The sequence below is a fragment of the Paraburkholderia sp. RL17-373-BIF-A genome, from assembly GCF_046030175.1.
Taxonomy (GTDB): domain Bacteria; phylum Pseudomonadota; class Gammaproteobacteria; order Burkholderiales; family Burkholderiaceae; genus Paraburkholderia.
Map to the genome: position 1 here is coordinate 81349 of NZ_JARESO010000019.1, position 17126 is coordinate 98474.

The 17126-nt window shown below is 64.4% G+C and carries 20 protein-coding genes and 1 riboswitch; all 20 genes read left to right on the plus strand.

Going from position 1 to position 17126, the window contains the following annotated elements:
• Positions 1–79 precede the first annotated feature (79 nt).
• Positions 80–203: riboswitch (TPP riboswitch) on the plus strand.
• Between the two features lie 216 nt (positions 204–419).
• The 20 genes from P0D80_RS23550 (at position 420) to hisH (ending at position 17050) form a co-directional block, all read left to right on the plus strand.
• Positions 420–1550 carry an FAD-dependent oxidoreductase gene (locus P0D80_RS23550; RefSeq protein ID WP_408286934.1) on the plus strand — a complete coding sequence of 377 codons (1131 nt, stop codon included), beginning with the start codon at positions 420–422 and terminating at the stop codon, positions 1548–1550.
• An 81-nt stretch (positions 1551–1631) separates the two neighbouring features.
• A complete protein-coding gene (gene thiS / locus P0D80_RS23555) occupies positions 1632–1829 on the plus strand; it encodes a sulfur carrier protein ThiS (protein ID WP_132376735.1) in 198 nt (65 codons plus the stop codon).
• Positions 1830–1885: 56 nt separating this feature from the next.
• Positions 1886–2701, plus strand: coding sequence for a thiazole synthase (locus tag P0D80_RS23560; RefSeq protein WP_012434521.1), 816 nt, complete (start codon positions 1886–1888; stop codon positions 2699–2701).
• Positions 2698–3801 (plus strand): thiamine phosphate synthase, encoded by a 1104-nt coding sequence (gene thiE / locus P0D80_RS23565; protein ID WP_408286935.1) that lies wholly within the window; start codon positions 2698–2700, stop codon positions 3799–3801. The genes P0D80_RS23560 and thiE overlap by 4 nt, the downstream gene beginning before the upstream one ends.
• Positions 3802–3895: 94 nt before the next feature.
• Positions 3896–4717, plus strand: coding sequence for an ABC transporter ATP-binding protein (locus P0D80_RS23570; protein ID WP_408286936.1), 822 nt, complete (start codon positions 3896–3898; stop codon positions 4715–4717).
• Positions 4714–5481: a lipid asymmetry maintenance ABC transporter permease subunit MlaE gene (gene mlaE, locus P0D80_RS23575; RefSeq protein ID WP_132376738.1), complete on the plus strand. Its 768-nt coding sequence runs from the start codon at positions 4714–4716 to the stop codon at positions 5479–5481. The genes P0D80_RS23570 and mlaE overlap by 4 nt, the downstream gene beginning before the upstream one ends.
• Positions 5482–5572: 91 nt before the next feature.
• Entirely contained in the window at positions 5573–6127 is a 555-nt protein-coding gene (gene mlaD, locus P0D80_RS23580; RefSeq protein WP_408286937.1) for an outer membrane lipid asymmetry maintenance protein MlaD, read from the plus strand.
• 11 nt (positions 6128–6138) lie between these two features.
• Positions 6139–7146 (plus strand): MlaA family lipoprotein, encoded by a 1008-nt coding sequence (locus P0D80_RS23585; protein ID WP_408286938.1) that lies wholly within the window; start codon positions 6139–6141, stop codon positions 7144–7146.
• A 114-nt stretch (positions 7147–7260) separates the two neighbouring features.
• On the plus strand, positions 7261–7893 hold the full coding sequence (locus P0D80_RS23590; RefSeq protein ID WP_408179068.1) for an MlaC/ttg2D family ABC transporter substrate-binding protein: 633 nt from the start codon (positions 7261–7263) through the stop codon (positions 7891–7893).
• A complete protein-coding gene (locus P0D80_RS23595; protein WP_408179069.1) occupies positions 7890–8183 on the plus strand; it encodes an STAS domain-containing protein in 294 nt (97 codons plus the stop codon). Before P0D80_RS23590 ends, P0D80_RS23595 begins: the two co-directional genes overlap by 4 nt.
• 170 nt (positions 8184–8353) lie before the next feature.
• Positions 8354–9286, plus strand: a complete 933-nt coding sequence (locus P0D80_RS23600; protein WP_132376743.1) for an ABC transporter ATP-binding protein — start codon at positions 8354–8356, stop codon at positions 9284–9286.
• Positions 9283–10038, plus strand: a complete 756-nt coding sequence (locus P0D80_RS23605; protein WP_132376744.1) for an ABC transporter permease — start codon at positions 9283–9285, stop codon at positions 10036–10038. The genes P0D80_RS23600 and P0D80_RS23605 overlap by 4 nt, the downstream gene beginning before the upstream one ends.
• Before the next feature lie 15 nt (positions 10039–10053).
• Entirely contained in the window at positions 10054–10293 is a 240-nt protein-coding gene (locus P0D80_RS23610; RefSeq protein WP_006052280.1) for a BolA family protein, read from the plus strand.
• Between the two features lie 111 nt (positions 10294–10404).
• Complete coding sequence (murA, locus tag P0D80_RS23615) at positions 10405–11667, plus strand: UDP-N-acetylglucosamine 1-carboxyvinyltransferase (RefSeq protein WP_408179071.1); 1263 nt, start codon at positions 10405–10407, stop codon at positions 11665–11667.
• On the plus strand, positions 11664–12362 hold the full coding sequence (hisG, locus tag P0D80_RS23620; protein WP_408286939.1) for an ATP phosphoribosyltransferase: 699 nt from the start codon (positions 11664–11666) through the stop codon (positions 12360–12362). The genes murA and hisG overlap by 4 nt, the downstream gene beginning before the upstream one ends.
• Positions 12363–12415: 53 nt before the next feature.
• Positions 12416–13738 carry a histidinol dehydrogenase gene (hisD, locus tag P0D80_RS23625; protein ID WP_408286941.1) on the plus strand — a complete coding sequence of 441 codons (1323 nt, stop codon included), beginning with the start codon at positions 12416–12418 and terminating at the stop codon, positions 13736–13738.
• Between the two features lie 189 nt (positions 13739–13927).
• Positions 13928–14998: a histidinol-phosphate transaminase gene (gene hisC, locus P0D80_RS23630; protein ID WP_408286943.1), complete on the plus strand. Its 1071-nt coding sequence runs from the start codon at positions 13928–13930 to the stop codon at positions 14996–14998.
• Between the two features lie 115 nt (positions 14999–15113).
• Positions 15114–15701 carry an imidazoleglycerol-phosphate dehydratase HisB gene (hisB, locus tag P0D80_RS23635; RefSeq protein ID WP_064267519.1) on the plus strand — a complete coding sequence of 196 codons (588 nt, stop codon included), beginning with the start codon at positions 15114–15116 and terminating at the stop codon, positions 15699–15701.
• Between the two features lie 90 nt (positions 15702–15791).
• Entirely contained in the window at positions 15792–16412 is a 621-nt protein-coding gene (locus P0D80_RS23640; protein WP_132376748.1) for a MarC family protein, read from the plus strand.
• A complete protein-coding gene (hisH, locus tag P0D80_RS23645) occupies positions 16409–17050 on the plus strand; it encodes an imidazole glycerol phosphate synthase subunit HisH (protein ID WP_408235018.1) in 642 nt (213 codons plus the stop codon). The genes P0D80_RS23640 and hisH overlap by 4 nt, the downstream gene beginning before the upstream one ends.
• The last annotated feature ends 76 nt before the right edge of the window (positions 17051–17126 follow it).

The window sequence follows — 17126 nt, forward strand, 5'->3', positions numbered from 1 at the left end:
GATGGTGCCGGATCAAATTGCGCGCGACGCGGCCAGCCGCTGGTTTGCGGGCGCCGCGCCTTTTATGGTCTAATGACCTTCGACGAAACAGGGGTGCTTCGCGCACAGGCGGCATGGTTTTCATGGCGCAGCGGCGAGGCTGAGAGACACCCTTTGCACCCGATCCGGGTAATACCGGCGCGGGAAGTTTCCGGAAGCAGCCAGTCTTCCATTCCCCGCCGGGCAGCGTCCGTCATTGGAACGCGCATTGCCCGGCCGGCCTCACCCGCCGGTTTCGTCCTGGGTACGTGCGTTTTTTTGCCGTACGGAAAGGACTCGATGACCGCCTATTCTTCAGATATGTGTTTTGCTCTTCGTCACGCCGCCGTCGGCGCGCCGTGCTTCAGCTTTGCTTGCCGTCCTGAAATGGAGTGTGCGCGATGACGCGTCCTGCACAAACCGATTTCGCGGTGCTTGGCGGCGGCCTGTGCGGGCGGCTGGTGGCGTGGCGTCTCGCCGGACAGGGGCGTCGCGTGGCGCTCTATGAGCGCGGCGACGCCGCTGGTACGCAATCGGCGGCGTGGGTCGCCGCGGCCATGCTGGCGCCGCTCGCGGAAGCCGCCAGCGCCGAGTTGCTGATCACGCGCCTAGGCGCGAGTTCGCTCGAAACCTGGCCGCAAGTGCTGGCCGAACTTCCTGAGCCGGTGTTCTTTCAACGCAATGGCACGCTGGTCGTCTGGCATCACGCCGACCGTACCGAAGCACCGCTGTTCGAGCGCCGGGTGCGCTCGAATGCCCCGGCTGAGTTGCTGGACGGCGGCTTCGTCACGCTCGCGGGCGCGCAGCTCGGCGCCGCCGAGCCTGCTTTGGCGGGACGCTTCAATCAGGGCTGGCTGTTGCCGCGTGAAGGGCAACTGGATAACCGTCAGGTGCTGAGCGCACTGGCCGCGGGCCTCGCGCAACGTGGTGTCGACACGCACTGGAATACGCCCGTCGACGATCGCGCGCTGCCTCCCGCCCGCATCACGATCGACTGCCGCGGCCTCGGCGCGAAGCCCGTGCTGCCCACGCTGCGCGGCATTCGCGGCGAAGTGGCGCGCGTGCATGCGCCCGGTATCAAACTGACGCGGCCGGTGCGGCTGCTGCATCCACGCTACCCGCTCTACATCGCGCCGAAGCAGGACGACCTCTACGTGATCGGCGCGACCGAAGTGGAAGGCGAGGACATGTCGCCGGTCAGCGTGCGTTCCGCGCTCGAACTGTTGAGCGCGGCGTTTTCCGTGCATCCCGGCTTCGGCGAGGCACGCATTCTCGAACTGAATTCGCAGTGCCGCCCAACTTTGCCGGACCACCGTCCGGCCTTGCTGTGGGACGGTGCGCAGACACTGCGCGTGAACGGCCTGTACCGGCACGGCTACATGATCGTGCCCGAAGTCGCCGACGAAGCCGTGCGCTTCGCCGCGGCGCTGCTCGACGGCCGCATCGGCGACGCCGATGCCTTCGCCGACTGGCAGCGCGATGCGCGCTGGAGCGAGCTTTTTCAACTGGACTCCGCGCGGGAGCCGGCATGAGCGTTGCGCGACTGGTCTTTACCCAAACGAGCGCTCCACGCCACGCCGCTTTCGCCATCGACTGAAACGTATTCGAACGCCATGGACATTCATATCAATCAGAAGCCGTTGTCGCTGCCCGAAGGCGCGACTGTCGCCGACGCGCTCACCGCGTTCGGCGCGCGTCCGCCGTTCGCGGTCGCGCTGAACGGCGACTTCGTGGCGCGCACCCAGCATGCGGCGCGCGCGCTGCGCACGGGCGACAAGCTCGATGTCGTGCAACCCGTGGCCGGCGGTTGAGCGCCCGCCACGCATTGCCGGAACGCCGATAGCCGGAGACAAACAGGATTATGCAAATGACTTCCCCCCAAACCGCCGATGCGCTCACGCTCTACGGCCAGACCTTCGCGAGCCGCGTGCTGCTCGGCACTTCGCGCTATCCGTCGCTGCAATCGCTGTCCGATTCGATCGACGCGGCGCGGCCCGGCATGGTGACCGTCGCGTTGCGCCGGCAGATGAACGAAGGCGGCGCCGAAGCCGGCTTCTTCGACCTGCTCAAGCGCCACGGCGTGCCGCTCCTGCCGAACACGGCCGGCTGCCTGACGGTCGGCGAGGCGGTGACGACCGCGCACATGGCGCGCGAAATCTTCGAGACCGAGTGGATCAAGCTCGAACTGATCGGCGACGACTACACGCTGCAGCCCGACCCGGTCGGCCTGATCGAAGCGGCCGCGCAACTGGTCAAGGACGGCTTCAAGGTGCTGCCGTATTGCACCGAAGACCTGGTGATCGGCCGTCGTCTGCTGGACGCCGGTTGTGAGGCGCTGATGCCGTGGGGCGCGCCGATCGGCACCGGCAAGGGCGTGATCAATCCGTATGGCTTGCGCGTGTTGCGTGAGCGGCTGCCGGACGTGCCGCTGATCGTCGACGCCGGCCTCGGCGTACCGTCGCATGCTGCGCAGGTCATGGAATGGGGTTTCGACGGCGTGTTGCTGAACACGGCGGTTTCGCAGGCGACGCACCCCGACGCGATGGCGCGCGCCTTCGCGCTGGGCGTCGAAGCGGGCCGCCAGGCTTTTCTGGCGGGGCCGATGGCCGAGCGCGAAAGCGCGCACGCGAGCACGCCGGTGGTCGGCATGCCGTTCTGGCATCAAGACGGGAGCGCCGCATGACACAGACGTTGACATTGAAAGACCGCGACCTGTTCTGGCCGCCCGCCGACGAACTCACCGAAGCCACCGAGCGGATCCGCGCCCGGCTGGGCGACTGGCCGCCGACGCATGCGCCGTGGCGCATCTGCCTGACCGCGCCGGACGAACCGAACGGCGGCGATCTGATCGTCATCGCCGACGCGCAGCAGCATGGCGAGCAGGTGGCGCGCTGGCTGGTGCGGGGCGCCGGCGTGATCGAAGCCGCTGAAGACAAAGCGACGCTGCATCTTGGCGGCGAAAAATACCGCCTCGAAGGCCATCTGGCGGAAGACTGGATTGCCGCGCTGGCGGCTTTCCTCGACTGCGGCTTCGACCCGCATGACGCGCTGGTGCTCGCGCTGGCCTGGCGCGACGGCGATGAAACCCGCGCCGACGACGCCTTTCCCGCCGATCTCAGCCATTTCCCGCGTCTCGCCGGCTTGCCCGACGCGCCGGCCCAGGCGTTCGCGCGCTGCCCGGACCGGCTCGGCCTTTATCCGGTGCTGCCGACGGCGGAATGGGTCGAACGCGTGGTGGGCTTCGGCGTGAAGACCGTGCAGTTGCGCCGCAAATCGGCCGAACCCGCCGATGAACTGAAGCGCGAAATCGCCCGCTGCGTGACCGTCGGCCGCCAGCACGACGCCCAGGTGTTCATCAACGACCATTGGCTGGCCGCGCTCGAAGCCGGCGCGTACGGCGTCCATCTCGGTCAGGAAGACGTGCATACGGCTGACCTCGCCGCGCTCGCGGCGGGAGGCATTCGGCTCGGGCTGTCGACCCACGGTTTCTACGAGATTCTGAAAGCGCTGCATTTCCGGCCGAGCTACATTGCACTGGGCGCGGTGTTTCCGACCACCACCAAGGTCATGCCGACCGCGCCGCAGGGCCTCAAGCGTCTAGCCCGCTACGTGCGGCTGCTCGACGGCGTGGTGCCGCTGGTGGCGATCGGCGGGATCGATCTGCAGGTGCTGCCCGACGTGCTGGCGACGGGCGTCGGTTGCGCGGCTGTGGTGCGGGCAGTAACGGAAGCAGCGGATCCTGCCGCCGCCGTTTATGCACTGCAACAAGCGTTTGCGCAATAATCGTCACGTTTAGTCAAGGGACGGGGCAGCCTCAGGGCAACTTTTGCACGATGGCCCTATAATTCGCCTTCCGTGTAAAAGGACTGTCCGTTTCGTGTCTTCCTCTCCCGAGACCTTACTCGAGCTGCGCGACGTCGACTTCGGTTATGGCGACCGGCTCGTCCTGTCGAACCTGAATCTGCGCTTCAAGCGCGGCCAGGTAGTCGCGGTCATGGGCGGGTCGGGCTGCGGCAAGACCACGGTGCTGCGCCTGATCGGCGGCCTGGTGCGCGCGCAGCGCGGCCAGATCCTGTTCCAGGGCCAGGACGTCGGCCGGCAAACGCGCGACGGCCTGTACGCGATGCGCCGCAAGATGGGCATGCTGTTCCAGTTTGGCGCTCTGTTCACCGACATGTCCGTGTTCGAAAACGTCGCCTTCGCGCTGCGTGAGCACACCGACCTCCCCGAAGAACTGATCCGCGACCTCGTGCTGATGAAGCTCAACGCGGTCGGTCTGCGGGGCGCGCGCGACCTGGCGCCGTCGGAGATTTCGGGCGGCATGGCGCGGCGTGTCGCGCTGGCCCGCGCCATCGCGCTCGATCCCGAACTGATGATGTACGACGAGCCGTTCGCCGGCCTCGATCCGATCTCACTCGGCATCACCGCGAACCTGATTCGCGCGCTCAATCAGGCGCTCGGCGCCACCTCGATTCTCGTCACGCACGACGTGCCGGAATCGTTCGCGATCGCCGATTACGTCTACTTCCTCGCCAACGGCGGGGTTCACGCCGAAGGCACGCCCGCCGAACTGCGGGCGTCGACCGATGCCACCGTGCGTCAGTTCATCGACGGCGCGCCGGACGGCCCCTTCAAATTTCACTATCCCAGCAAGACGCCGCTCGCGGCGGACTTCGGCATCGGCGGAGGTCAGTCATGATCAGTGCGATCGGCCGCTCGGTGATCGACGGGCTGGGCACGGCCGGCTACGCCACGCGGTTTTTCTTCCGGCTGCTGCTCGAATTTTTCCCGTTGTTGCGCCGTCCGCGTCTTGTCACGAAGCAGATCCACTTCGTAGGTAACTATTCGCTGGTGATCATTGCCGTGTCGGGCCTGTTCGTCGGCTTCGTGCTCGGCCTGCAGGGCTATTACACGCTGAACCGGTACGGCTCCGAGCAGGCGCTCGGCCTGCTGGTCGCGCTGTCGCTCGTGCGCGAACTCGGTCCGGTGGTCACGGCGCTGCTGTTCGCCGGGCGCGCCGGGACGTCGCTCACCGCCGAGATCGGCTTGATGAAGGCCGGCGAGCAACTGACCGCGATGGAAATGATGGCGGTCGACCCGGTCAAGGTCGTGGTCGCGCCGCGCCTGTGGGCGGGCATTATTTCGATGCCGATCCTCGCCGCGATCTTCAGCGCGGTCGGCGTGTTCGGTGGTTATGTGGTGGGCGTGCTGCTGATCGGCGTCGATGCCGGCGCGTTCTGGTCGCAGATGCAAGGCGGCGTCGATGTCTGGCGCGATGTCGGCGCCGGGGTCGTCAAGAGCGTGGTGTTCGGGCTCGCGGTGACGTTCGTTGCGCTGTTTCAAGGCTATGAAGCCAAGCCGACGCCGGAAGGCGTGTCGCGCGCCACGACCAAGACGGTCGTGTACGCGTCGCTTGCGGTGCTCGGCCTCGATTTTCTGCTGACCGCACTGATGTTCAGCTAAGACTGCGCTGCGGGTTTTCCGCCGGCGACGCGTCACTGGGCGCGCGCGGCGGGGAGTATCGGCGGCGTGGCGGATTCACTTTGGGATGACGATGAAAAAGACTGCTGCTCTCGACTTCTGGGTCGGCCTGTTCGTGGTGCTGGGTTTCGTGGCGTTGCTGTTTCTCGCGCTGAAGGCCGGCAACATGAGCTCGTTGTCGTTCCAGGCAACGTATCCGGTCAAGCTCAAGTTCGACAATATCGGCGGACTGAAGGCGCGCGCGCCCGTGAAAAGCGCCGGCGTGACGGTTGGCCGCGTCGATTCGATCGGCTTCGACAGCAACGCGTACCAGGCCGTCGTCACGATCGACCTCGACAAGCAGTACCAGTTTCCGAAAGACACCTCGGCGAAGATCCTGACCTCGGGTCTGCTCGGCGAGCAATACATCGGGCTCGAACCCGGCGGCGACACCGAAATGCTCAAGGCGGGCGACACCATCTCCATGACGCAGTCGGCGATCGTGCTGGAAAACCTCATCGGCCAATTTCTGTACAGCAAGGCCGCGGATTCGGGCGCGTCCAAACCTGGCGCGGCGACGGGCACGCCCGCGCCTGCGGTGGCGCCGGCGGCGCCGAGCTTGCCCGCCTCCGGCGCGGCCGCTCAATAAGGAGAACAAGAATGCAGACCACACGCATCAGCGGCGCGCGCGCCTTCCAGGCCGGTAAGCTGGCGGTAGCCGCAGCGCTGCTCGCCGGCTGTTCGACGGTGCAGACGCCGACCAAGGGCGACCCGCTCGAAGGTTTGAACCGCACCATCTTCACGGTCAACGACAAGCTCGATCAGTACGCGCTCAAGCCGGTCGCGAAGGGCTACGTGTTCATCACGCCGCAGCCGGTGCGCGACAGCGTGACGAACTTCTTCTCGAACATCGGCGACGTCTACATTGCGGCAAACAACTTGCTGCAGTTGAAGATCACCGACGGTGTCGAAGACATCATGCGGATCGTGATCAACACCGTGTTCGGCGTGGGCGGCCTGTTCGACGTGGCGACGCTCGCCAAGCTGCCCAAGCACGACAACGACCTCGGCCTCACGCTGGGCCACTACGGCGTGCCGGCGGGCCCGTATCTCGTGCTGCCGCTGTTCGGGCCGAGCACCGTGCGCGACGCGGTCGGCTCGATCGGCAACTACTATGTGAATCCGCTCAGCTATATTCATCCGGATGGTCTGAGCTGGGCGCTGTACGGCTTGAACATCGTCAACACGCGCGCGAATCTGTTGAACGCGAGCGATGTGCTGGAAGGCGCCGCGCTCGACAAATATTCGTTCGTGCGTAACGCGTATTTGCAACGCCGTCAGTATCTGCTGTCGGACGGCAAGCAGTCGGCGGCGCTGCCCAACTACGGCGACGAAGCGCCGCTGCCGAAGTACGACGACGTCGACAGCGGCGCGGCGGCTGGTGCGGCGGGCACGCAGGGTGCTGCAGCCGCGAAGGCGGCTTCGGGTGCGACCGCGGCAACGCCGCCGCAAGCGGCATCGGCCACCGCTGCCGTGCCAGAGGCCGCTTCGGGTAGCTCGGAATCACCGCCGCTGGACCTGAACGGCGGCCCTGAGACGACGCAGATCCCGGCTGGTCAACTGGTCCCGCCCACGCGTTTCAACTTTCCGTCATTCAAATTGCGTTGATCGTGCGGCCGTAACAGATCGATACGACTCTCGCAGTTTGCGCATGGATTGCTGCTGAACTCGCGTGCTAATGTCGGTTCAAACGGTTGCACTATTTTTAAGGCAAGGCTCCAAATGAAAAAATTCTTCCTGATTCCGCTGTTCGCCGCGCTGTTCTCGTTTGCTAGTGCCGGTGCATCGGCACAAACGGTCGACACCAATTCGCCCGACGGCATGGTCAAGACGGTCACCCAGCAGGTGATCGACGCAATTCGTGCAGACAAGTCGATCCAGCAAGGCGATATCTCGCACATCACCAGGCTGGTCAACGAAAAGATCCTGCCGTACACGGATTTCCGCCGCACCACACAACTGGCGATGGGCCGCAACTGGCGCACCGCTACGCCGGAGCAGCAAAACGCGGTGGTCGAGCAGTTCAAGATGCTGCTGATCCGTACGTACTCGGGCGCATTGGCTCAGGTGCGCGATCAGGAGATCCAGTACAAGCCGTTCCGCATGAACCCGGACGACACCGACACGGTGGTGCGCTCGGTTGTGATGAACAACGGCTCGCCGATCGAACTCGACTACCGTCTGTACAAGACGCCGCAAGGCTGGCGCGTGTATGACATCAACGTGCTCGGCGCATGGCTGATCCAGGCGTACCAGCAGCAGTTCAACGAGCAGATCCAGCAGAAGGGCGTGGACGGACTGATCCAGTTCCTCACGCAGCGCAACCAGCAACTCGCCGCGGGCAAGCAGTCGTGAGCGAAGTGCTGAGCCCCGTCGTCAGCCGCTTCGAGAGCGGCGCGACGCTGACCCACGCGAGCGCGAATGCCGCGCTCGCGGCGGGTTTGCAACGTATCGCGGCGGGCGCGACGGGCGTGGACTGCGCACCGCTCGCGCAGTTCGATTCGTCCGCGCTGGCCGTCCTCCTCGCGTGGCAGCGTGCCGCCCAGGCACGCGGTGCCGCGTTCGAGATCGTCAATCTGCCGGCTGGTCTCGCCAGTCTCGCGCAAGCCTACGGCGTCGATACCCTCATCGCCTCGCGACATTGACGCTCTAACGCGTCACATCCAAACACCTCCGGCTGAGATAGGGCTACAGATTTTTGCCCTATAATCAAACGTTTTTTGGGGCACATAACCGGCCCCAATTCCGTTCCTTCCAGCATTTGTGCGCCCTCCCAGGGCTCCTTTAGGCGCCGCGACGCACGCGGCCCACAGTCATGTCAGCCATAGAAATTCGTAACGTCAAGAAGCGCTACAAGGATTTGCAGGCGCTCAAGGGCGTCAGCCTCACAGTTGAAGAAGGCGAGTTCTTCGGACTGCTCGGTCCGAACGGCGCGGGCAAGACGACGCTCATCAGCATCCTCGCCGGGCTCGCGCGCGCCGACGAAGGCAGCATTGCCGTGCGCGGCCACGACGTCGTCAGCGATTTTCGCGACGCACGCCGCGCGCTCGGCGTGGTGCCGCAAGAACTGGTGTTCGATCCGTTCTTCACGGTCCGCGAAACCTTGCGCATCCAGTCCGGCTACTACGGGCTGCGCAACAACGACGCGTGGATCGACGAGATCATGGCCAATCTCGACCTCACCGACAAAGCCGATGCCAACATGCGCGCGCTGTCGGGGGGCATGAAGCGCCGCGTGCTGGTCGCGCAGGCGCTGGTGCATCGGCCGCCGGTGATCGTGCTCGACGAGCCGACCGCGGGCGTCGACGTCGAATTGCGGCAAACGCTGTGGAAATTCATTTCGCGTCTGAACCGCGAAGGCCACACCATCGTGCTGACCACGCATTACCTGGAAGAAGCCGAATCGCTGTGTGACCGCATCGCGATGCTGCGGCGCGGCGAAGTCGTCGCGCTCGAGCGCACCAGCGCGCTGTTGCAACGCTTCGCCGGCATGCAGCTGTTCCTGCGTTTCTCGCAAGGCGTCTTGCCGGTCGATCTGCGTCCGCTCGAAGTGGAAAGCGGCACGGGCAACGGCAATGGCCGTCAGCATCTGCTGCGTCTGGCGAGCTACGACGACGTCGAAACAATTCTCGCGCAGTGCCGCGCAGCGGGCTGCATATTCGAAGAAATCGAGGTTCGCAAAGCCGACCTCGAAGATGTGTTCGTTCAGGTGATGAACGGTCCGGAAGTGATCGAGGGGCTTGCATGAGCGGTTTCCGTACGCTGTTTTACAAAGAGCTCCTGCGTTTCTGGAAGGTGGCGTTCCAGACCGTGCTGGCGCCGGTCATCACCGCGCTCCTGTATCTGACGATTTTCGGCCACGCGTTGCGCGGTCATGTGCAGGTCTATCCGGGCGTCGAATACACGAGTTTCCTGATTCCGGGTCTCGTGATGATGAGCGTGTTGCAAAATGCATTTGCAAACAGTTCGTCCTCGCTGATCCAGTCGAAGATCACCGGCAACCTGGTGTTCGTGTTGCTGCCGCCGCTGTCGCACTACGAGATGTTCGGCGCCTATGTGCTCGCGGCCGTGGCGCGCGGGCTGGCGGTCGGCTTCGGCGTATTCATCGTGACGATCTGGTTCGTGCCGGTCAGTTTCAGCGCGCCGCTCTACATCATTCTCTTCGCGATTTTCGGCGCGGCGATTCTCGGCACGCTCGGTTTGATCGCAGGTATCTGGGCCGACAAATTCGATCAGCTTGCCGCGTTTCAAAATTTTCTGATCATGCCGCTCACGTTCCTCTCGGGCGTGTTCTACTCCACTCACACGCTGCCACCGGTGTGGCGCGAAGTGTCGCGGCTGAATCCCTTTTTCTACATGATCGACGGCTTTCGCTACGGTTTCTTCGGGATGTCGGATATCAATCCGCTCGCGAGCCTCGCGATCGTTGCCGGTTTCTTTGTGGTGCTGGCCGTGGTGGCGATGCGCATGCTCGCTTCCGGCTACAAACTGCGCCACTGATCAGGAGCTTCTCTCATGTTGCCGACTCCCGAACAGGTCAAGCAATACATCGCGGCTGGGCTCGCCTGCCAGCATCTCGAAGTCGAAGGCGACGGCCAGCATTTCTTTGCGACCATCGTTTCGCCGAGCTTCGAAGGCAAGCGTCTGATCCAGCGACATCAACTCGTGTATGCGGCGCTCGGCGACCGCATGCGCGAAGAAATCCACGCGCTCAGCATGAAGACGCTGACGCCCGCCGAATGGCAGAACGCGTAATCTGGAAATTTAGTGCGAATTACTCAAGAAGGGCGTGACGCCGGTAGCGGCGCGCCGAACACAGTCAAAGCAGCCCCGGCCGAAGTCCGGGTCAATCAGGAACTGACAGGCATGGATAAACTCGTCATTGAAGGTGGCTACCCGCTGTCGGGTGAAGTCGTCGTCTCGGGTGCGAAGAATGCGGCATTGCCGATTCTGTGCGCGAGTCTGCTCAGCGCGGAGCCGGTGCATCTGGAAAACGTGCCCGACTTGCAAGACGTGCGCACGATGCTCAAGCTGCTCGGCCAGATGGGCGTGCAGATCGAAAGCGGCGACGGGCGTGTGTCGCTGAACGCGTCGAAGGTCGATAACCTCGTCGCGCCGTACGAAATGGTGAAGACCATGCGCGCGTCGATCCTCGTGCTCGGCCCGCTGGTCGCGCGCTTTGGTCACGCGCGTGTTTCGCTGCCTGGCGGCTGCGCGATCGGCGCGCGTCCGGTGGATCAGCACATCAAAGGCCTGCAGGCCATGGGCGCCGAGATCACGATCGAGCACGGCTTCATCGAAGCGCGCGCGAAGCGTCTGAAGGGGGCGCGCATCGTCACCGACATGATCACCGTGACCGGTACCGAAAACCTGCTGATGGCCGCCGTGCTGGCCGAAGGCGAAACCGTCATCGAGAACGCGGCGCGTGAGCCGGAAGTCGGCGATCTCGCGCATCTGCTGGTCGAGATGGGCGCGAAGATCGAAGGCATCGGCACGGACCGTCTCGTGATCCAGGGCGTCGACAAGCTGCATGGCGCGAAGCACACGGTGATTCCGGACCGGATCGAAGCCGGCACGTTCCTGTGCGCGGTGGCGGCAGCCGGTGGCGATGTCACGTTGCGCAAAGTGCGTCCGCTGATTCTCGAAGCGGTCACCGAAAAGCTGCGCGAAGCCGGCGTCACGATCGAAGAGGGCGACGACTGGATGCGCGTGCGCATGGACAAGCGTCCGAGCGCGGTCACGTTCCGCACCTCCGAATACCCGGCGTTCCCGACCGACATGCAGGCGCAGTTCATGGCGCTGAACACGATCGCGACGGGCACCTCGCAGGTCGTCGAAACGATCTTCGAAAACCGCTTCATGCACGTGCAGGAACTGAACCGTCTCGGCGCCAACATCACGATCGATGGCAACACCGCGCTCGTGACCGGTGTCGACCAGCTGTCCGGCGCGAAGGTGATGGCGACCGATCTGCGCGCGTCCGCGAGTCTCGTGATCGCCGCCTTGCGCGCCGACGGTGAAACGCTGATCGACCGGATCTATCACCTCGACCGCGGTTACGACCGGATGGAAACCAAACTCACCGCCATCGGCGCGAAGGTGCGCCGGGTCTCGGGGAGCCAGGCATGAGCGCCATGGCGCAAACTTCGTCGTCGCCGGCGGTGAGCGCACCGCTCACGCTGGCGTTGTCGAAAGGGCGTATCTTCGAGGAGACCTTGCCGCTGCTCGCCGCAGCCGGCATCGAGGTGGCCGAAGACCCGGAAACCTCGCGCAAGCTGATCCTGCCAACCACGGACGCGAACCTGCGCGTGATCATCGTGCGCGCCACCGACGTGCCGACCTATGTCGAATACGGCGCGGCCGACTTCGGCGTGGCGGGCAAGGACGTGCTGCTCGAACACGGCGGCAGCGGCCTGTATCAGCCGGTCGACCTGGATATTGCGCGTTGCCGCATGTCGGTCGCGGTCGCCGCCGGTTTCGATTATGCGAATGCGGTGCGCCAGGGCGCCCGTTTGCGGGTGGCGACCAAGTACGTTGAAACCGCCCGTGAGCATTTCGCCGCCAAGGGCGTGCACGTCGATCTGATCAAGCTGTATGGTTCGATGGAACTGGCACCGCTGGTCGGTCTCGCCGATGCGATCGTCGACCTGGTGAGCTCGGGCAATACCTTGCGCGCCAACAATCTGGTCGAGGTGGAGGAGATCATGCAGATTTCGTCGCGCCTCGTTGTGAATCAGGCGGCGCTGAAGCTCAAGCGCGCCGCGTTGCGGCCGATTCTCGACGCGTTCGAACGCGCGTCGAAAACCGGCGCCGCGACGGCCTGATCGTGTCAGTGTGACCACGTTCTAAAGCGCGCCTTACCGAAACGGATACCCGTATGTCTATCAAGATTCGCAAACTCGATTCCACCGCTCCCGACTTCCAGAAGTCGCTGCACGCGGTGCTCGCGTTCGAGGCGAGCGAAGACGAAGCAATCGAGCGCTCGGTCGCGCAGATTCTGAACGACGTGAAGGCGCGCGGCGACGCTGCGGTGCTCGAGTACACGAAGCGCTTCGACCGTGTCGAGGCGAAGAGCGTCGACGCGCTCGAACTGCCGATGTCGGAACTGGAAGCGGCGCTCGAAAGCCTCGAGCCGAAGCGCCGTGCGGCGCTCGAAGCGGCGGCGGCGCGGGTGCGTGGTTACCACGAGAAGCAGAAGATCGAATGCGGCAGCCATAGCTGGCAGTACACGGAAGCCGACGGCACCGTGCTCGGCCAGAAGGTCACGCCGCTGGATCGCGCGGGTATCTACGTGCCGGGCGGCAAGGCGGCGTATCCGTCGTCGGTCCTGATGAACGCGATTCCGGCGCGGGTGGCCGGCGTGCGTGAAATCGTCATGGTCGTGCCGACGCCGGACGGTGTGAAGAATCCGCTGGTGCTCGCGGCCGCGCTGCTGGGCGGCGTGGATCGCGTGTTCACGATCGGCGGCGCGCAGGCGGTCGGCGCGCTGGCCTACGGCACGGCAACCATTCCCGCGGTCGACAAGATCTGCGGTCCCGGCAACGCGTACGTCGCATCGGCCAAACGCCGGGTGTTCGGCACGGTCGGTATCGACATGATCGCCGGGCCGTCGGAAATCCTCGTGTTGTGCGACGGCACCACGGACCCGCGCTGGGTCGCGATGGACCTGTTCTCGCAAGCCGAGCACGACGAGCTCGCGCAGTCCATTCTGCTGTGCCCTGACGACGCGTTCATCGGCCGCGTGAAAGACGCGATCGACGAACTGCTGCCCACCATGCCGCGCCGCGACGTGATCCGCGCGTCGCTGGAAGGCCGCGGCGCGCTGGTCAAGGTGCGCGATATGGAGCAAGCCTGCGCGATCGCCAACGACATCGCCCCGGAACACCTCGAAATCTCCGCGCTGGAGCCGCATCAGTGGGGCCAGCTGATCCGCCATGCCGGCGCGATCTTCCTCGGCCGCTACACCAGCGAAAGCCTCGGCGACTACTGCGCGGGGCCGAATCACGTTTTGCCTACGTCTCGTACCGCACGGTTCTCGTCTCCTTTGGGCGTCTATGATTTCTTTAAGCGTTCAAGCGTGATCGAAGTCAGCGCGGAAGGCGCGCAGACGCTCGGCGAGATCGCTGCCGAGCTCGCTTACGGCGAAGGCCTGCAGGCGCATGCCCGCAGCGCCGAATACCGGATGCGGCAGACCGGCTGAGCGCGGTTGATCCGACGCTGAAACCGCGGGCATGCGGGCATGCGGGCATCGAGCCGGTTGCCCGCGAACGCCGGCGACGGATTGCGCGCGGTTCTCCGTTTAATAAAGACAACACAGACCAACCTGGGGCGGCCCGCATGCCGCCGACGCCGGGCCGGCGTTCCCCCCCGCGGCCCGCTCACCTGACCTATGACGACACCTCAAGACATCATCCGCCGCGACGTGCTCGCGATGACGAGCTATCCAGTCCCCGACGCCACGGGCTACATCAAGCTCGACGCGATGGAAAATCCGTTCACGCTGCCGCCGGTGCTGGCCGCGCATCTGGGCGAGCACCTGGCCGGCATCGCGCTGAATCGCTATCCGGCGCCGCGTCCGGATGCGTTGATCGAGAAGATCAAGCGTGTGATGGACGTGCCGGCCGGCTGCGACGTGCTGCTCGGCAACGGCTCGGATGAAATCATCAGCATGGTGTCGGTCGCGTGCGCGCAGCCGGGCGCCAAGGTGCTCGCACCGGTGCCGGGCTTCGTGATGTATCAGATGTCGGCGAAGCTGGCGAATCTCGAGTTCATCGGCGTGCCGCTGCAGGCGGACTTCACGCTCGACACCGAAGCGATGCTGGCCGCCATCGCCGAGCACCAGCCGGCGATCATCTATCTTGCCTACCCGAACAACCCGACCGGCACGTTGTACGACGACGCCGACATGGAACGCATCATCGCTGCGGCAACCAAGAGCCTCGTGGTGATCGACGAGGCTTACCAGCCGTTCGCGCAGAAAAGCTGGTTGCCGCGCGCCGACGCGTTCGACAACGTCGTCGTGATGCGGACGGTGTCCAAGCTCGGCCTCGCCGGGATCCGTCTCGGCTACCTGGTCGGCAAACCGGGCTGGCTGACCGAATTCGACAAAGTGCGGCCGCCGTACAACACCAACGTGCTCACGCAAGCCGCCGCCGATTTCCTGCTCGACCACGTCGACGTGCTCGACTCGCAAGCCGCGCAATTACGCGACGAACGTACGAAACTGGCGCACGCGGTGTCCCAATTACCGGGCGCCGAAGTGTTCCCGAGCGCCGGTAATTTCCTGCTGGTGCGCGTGCCCGACGCGTCGGTGCTGTTCGAAACGCTACTGACGGCGCGGGTTCTGATCAAAAACGTGAGTAAAATGCATGCATTGCTGGCCAATTGCGTGCGTTTGACCGTCGGTTCGCCGGAAGAAAACGCCCAATTGATCGCTGCACTGAAACTCGTGCTGAACTGAACGGCGTGCAGAACGGGCGCGCAAGCGTTTTCCCATATTGCGGAAAAGCGCGCGTGGCCCGCCGTTTTCCCATCCCACCTACCTATCGCTTTCTAGCTAGATTCGAGGAATTACCATGCGCCTTGCGGAAGTCGTTCGCAACACCAGCGAAACGCAGATCCGTGTGAAGATCAATCTGGACGGCACCGGTCAGCAAAAGCTGGCCACCGGCGTGCCGTTTCTGGACCACATGCTCGACCAGATCGCGCGGCATGGATTGTTCGACCTCGAAATCGAAGCGCATGGCGACCTGCATATCGACGACCATCACACGGTCGAAGACACCGGTATCACGCTCGGCCAGGCCGTCGCGAAAGCGATCGGCGACCGCAAGGGCATCCGCCGCTACGGTCATTCCTACGTGCCGCTCGACGAAGCGCTGTCGCGCGTCGTGATCGATTTTTCCGGCCGTCCGGGCCTCGAATTCCATGTGCCGTTCACGCGCGCGCGCATCGGCACGTTCGACGTCGATCTGTCCATCGAATTTTTCCGCGGCTTCGTGAATCACGCCGGTGTCACGTTGCATATCGACAACCTGCGTGGCCTGAACGCCCACCATCAGATGGAAACGGTGTTCAAGGCGTTCGGGCGTGCGTTGCGCATGGCCACCGAACTGGACGAACGCGCGGCGGGGCAGATTCCGTCGACCAAGGGCAGCCTTTAAGCGCTCACTAGCCGGCTCGTTGGCCGGCTCATTGGCCAACTCACTTACCAGGACCGGGACCAGCGCCGATGCGCTCGCGCCCGGTGTGCGATGGACATTCTGAAGTCGTTTATTTCGCTGCTGGCACTGATCAACCCGGTCGGCGCGATCCCGTTCTTCATGAGCCTGACGGCGAATCAGAGCGATGCCGAGCGGCGTAGAACCATTCGCATTGCAGCGATTTCGGTGTTCTGCGTGATCACGATCACCACGCTGCTCGGGCAGCAGATCATCAGCTTCTTCGGTATTTCGGTCGGCTCGCTCGAAGTGGGCGGCGGGATCATCATGCTGCTGATGGCGATCAACATGCTGAACGCGCAGATCGGCAACAGCCGTTCGACGCCGGAAGAGCGCCATGAAGCCGAGCAGAAAGACAACATCGCGGTCGTGCCGCTGGCGATTCCGCTGTTGACCGGTCCGGGCGCGATCAGCACCACGATCATCTACGCGGCCGGTTCGGCGCACTGGTACGACCGGATCAGCCTCGTCGCGATCGGCGCGGTGCTGGCGGCGATCTGCTTTTTTTCGCTGCGGCTCGCCGAACCGATTGCCCGCTGGGTGGGTCGCACGGGTATCAACATCGGCACGCGGCTCATGGGTTTGATGTTATCGGCGCTGGCGGTGGAATTCATCGTCGATGGATTGAAGGCATTGTTGCCTAACTTGAAATGAAAACTTCGATAGCGATTGTGGATTACGGAATGGGCAACCTGCGTTCGGTCGCCCAGGCACTGCGCAAAGCCGCGCCGGAAGCGGACGTGGCGATCGTCGACCAGCCTGAAGCGATTCGCGCGGCCGACCGTGTCGTGCTGCCCGGCCAGGGCGCGATGCCCGACTGCATGCGCAGCCTGGCCGAATCCGGCCTGCAGGAAGCGGTGATTGAAGCGTCGCGCAGCAAGCCGCTGATGGGCGTATGCGTCGGCGAGCAGATGCTGTTCGACTGGAGCGCGGAGGGCGGTACGCCCGGCTTGGGCCTCTTGCCCGGCAAAGTGCTGCGCTTCGACCTGGAAGGCCAGGTGCAGGACGACGGCTCCCGCTTCAAAGTCCCGCAAATGGGCTGGAACCGCGTGCGCCAGGCGCAGCCGCACCCACTGTGGGACGGCGTCGCGGACAACGCCTTCTTCTACTTCGTGCACAGTTATTACGTGGTGCCGGACAACGCCGCCCATACCTCGGGCGAAACGGTGTACGGTGTGCCCTTTACCTCGGCGGTGGCGCGGGATAACATCTTCGCGACCCAATTCCACCCGGAAAAGAGCGCCGAAGCGGGGCTGCGCGTGTATCGCAACTTCGTGCACTGGAATCCGTGAGCGCCTTTCTTCATCCTGTTGCCGTGCACCGTTTCGCCACAAGCGGAGCGTGCGCTGCGGGCCGCAATCGCAGCGT

Excerpts from the sequence above, each read along its gene's own strand:
- P0D80_RS23550 (WP_408286934.1), top strand. The coding sequence starts at position 420 with ATGACGCGTCCTGCACAAACCGATTTCGCGGTGCTTGGCGGCGGCCTG.
- thiS (WP_132376735.1), top strand. The coding sequence starts at position 1,632 with ATGGACATTCATATCAATCAGAAGCCGTTGTCGCTGCCCGAAGGCGCG.
- P0D80_RS23560 (WP_012434521.1), top strand. The coding sequence starts at position 1,886 with ATGACTTCCCCCCAAACCGCCGATGCGCTCACGCTCTACGGCCAGACC.
- thiE (WP_408286935.1), top strand. The coding sequence starts at position 2,698 with ATGACACAGACGTTGACATTGAAAGACCGCGACCTGTTCTGGCCGCCC.
- mlaE (WP_132376738.1), top strand. The coding sequence starts at position 4,714 with ATGATCAGTGCGATCGGCCGCTCGGTGATCGACGGGCTGGGCACGGCC.
- mlaD (WP_408286937.1), top strand. The coding sequence starts at position 5,573 with ATGAAAAAGACTGCTGCTCTCGACTTCTGGGTCGGCCTGTTCGTGGTG.
- P0D80_RS23585 (WP_408286938.1), top strand. The coding sequence starts at position 6,139 with ATGCAGACCACACGCATCAGCGGCGCGCGCGCCTTCCAGGCCGGTAAG.
- P0D80_RS23590 (WP_408179068.1), top strand. The coding sequence starts at position 7,261 with ATGAAAAAATTCTTCCTGATTCCGCTGTTCGCCGCGCTGTTCTCGTTT.
- P0D80_RS23600 (WP_132376743.1), top strand. The coding sequence starts at position 8,354 with ATGTCAGCCATAGAAATTCGTAACGTCAAGAAGCGCTACAAGGATTTG.
- P0D80_RS23605 (WP_132376744.1), top strand. The coding sequence starts at position 9,283 with ATGAGCGGTTTCCGTACGCTGTTTTACAAAGAGCTCCTGCGTTTCTGG.
- P0D80_RS23610 (WP_006052280.1), top strand. The coding sequence starts at position 10,054 with ATGTTGCCGACTCCCGAACAGGTCAAGCAATACATCGCGGCTGGGCTC.
- murA (WP_408179071.1), top strand. The coding sequence starts at position 10,405 with ATGGATAAACTCGTCATTGAAGGTGGCTACCCGCTGTCGGGTGAAGTC.
- hisG (WP_408286939.1), top strand. The coding sequence starts at position 11,664 with ATGAGCGCCATGGCGCAAACTTCGTCGTCGCCGGCGGTGAGCGCACCG.
- hisD (WP_408286941.1), top strand. The coding sequence starts at position 12,416 with ATGTCTATCAAGATTCGCAAACTCGATTCCACCGCTCCCGACTTCCAG.
- hisC (WP_408286943.1), top strand. The coding sequence starts at position 13,928 with ATGACGACACCTCAAGACATCATCCGCCGCGACGTGCTCGCGATGACG.
- hisB (WP_064267519.1), top strand. The coding sequence starts at position 15,114 with ATGCGCCTTGCGGAAGTCGTTCGCAACACCAGCGAAACGCAGATCCGT.
- P0D80_RS23640 (WP_132376748.1), top strand. The coding sequence starts at position 15,792 with ATGGACATTCTGAAGTCGTTTATTTCGCTGCTGGCACTGATCAACCCG.
- hisH (WP_408235018.1), top strand. The coding sequence starts at position 16,409 with ATGAAAACTTCGATAGCGATTGTGGATTACGGAATGGGCAACCTGCGT.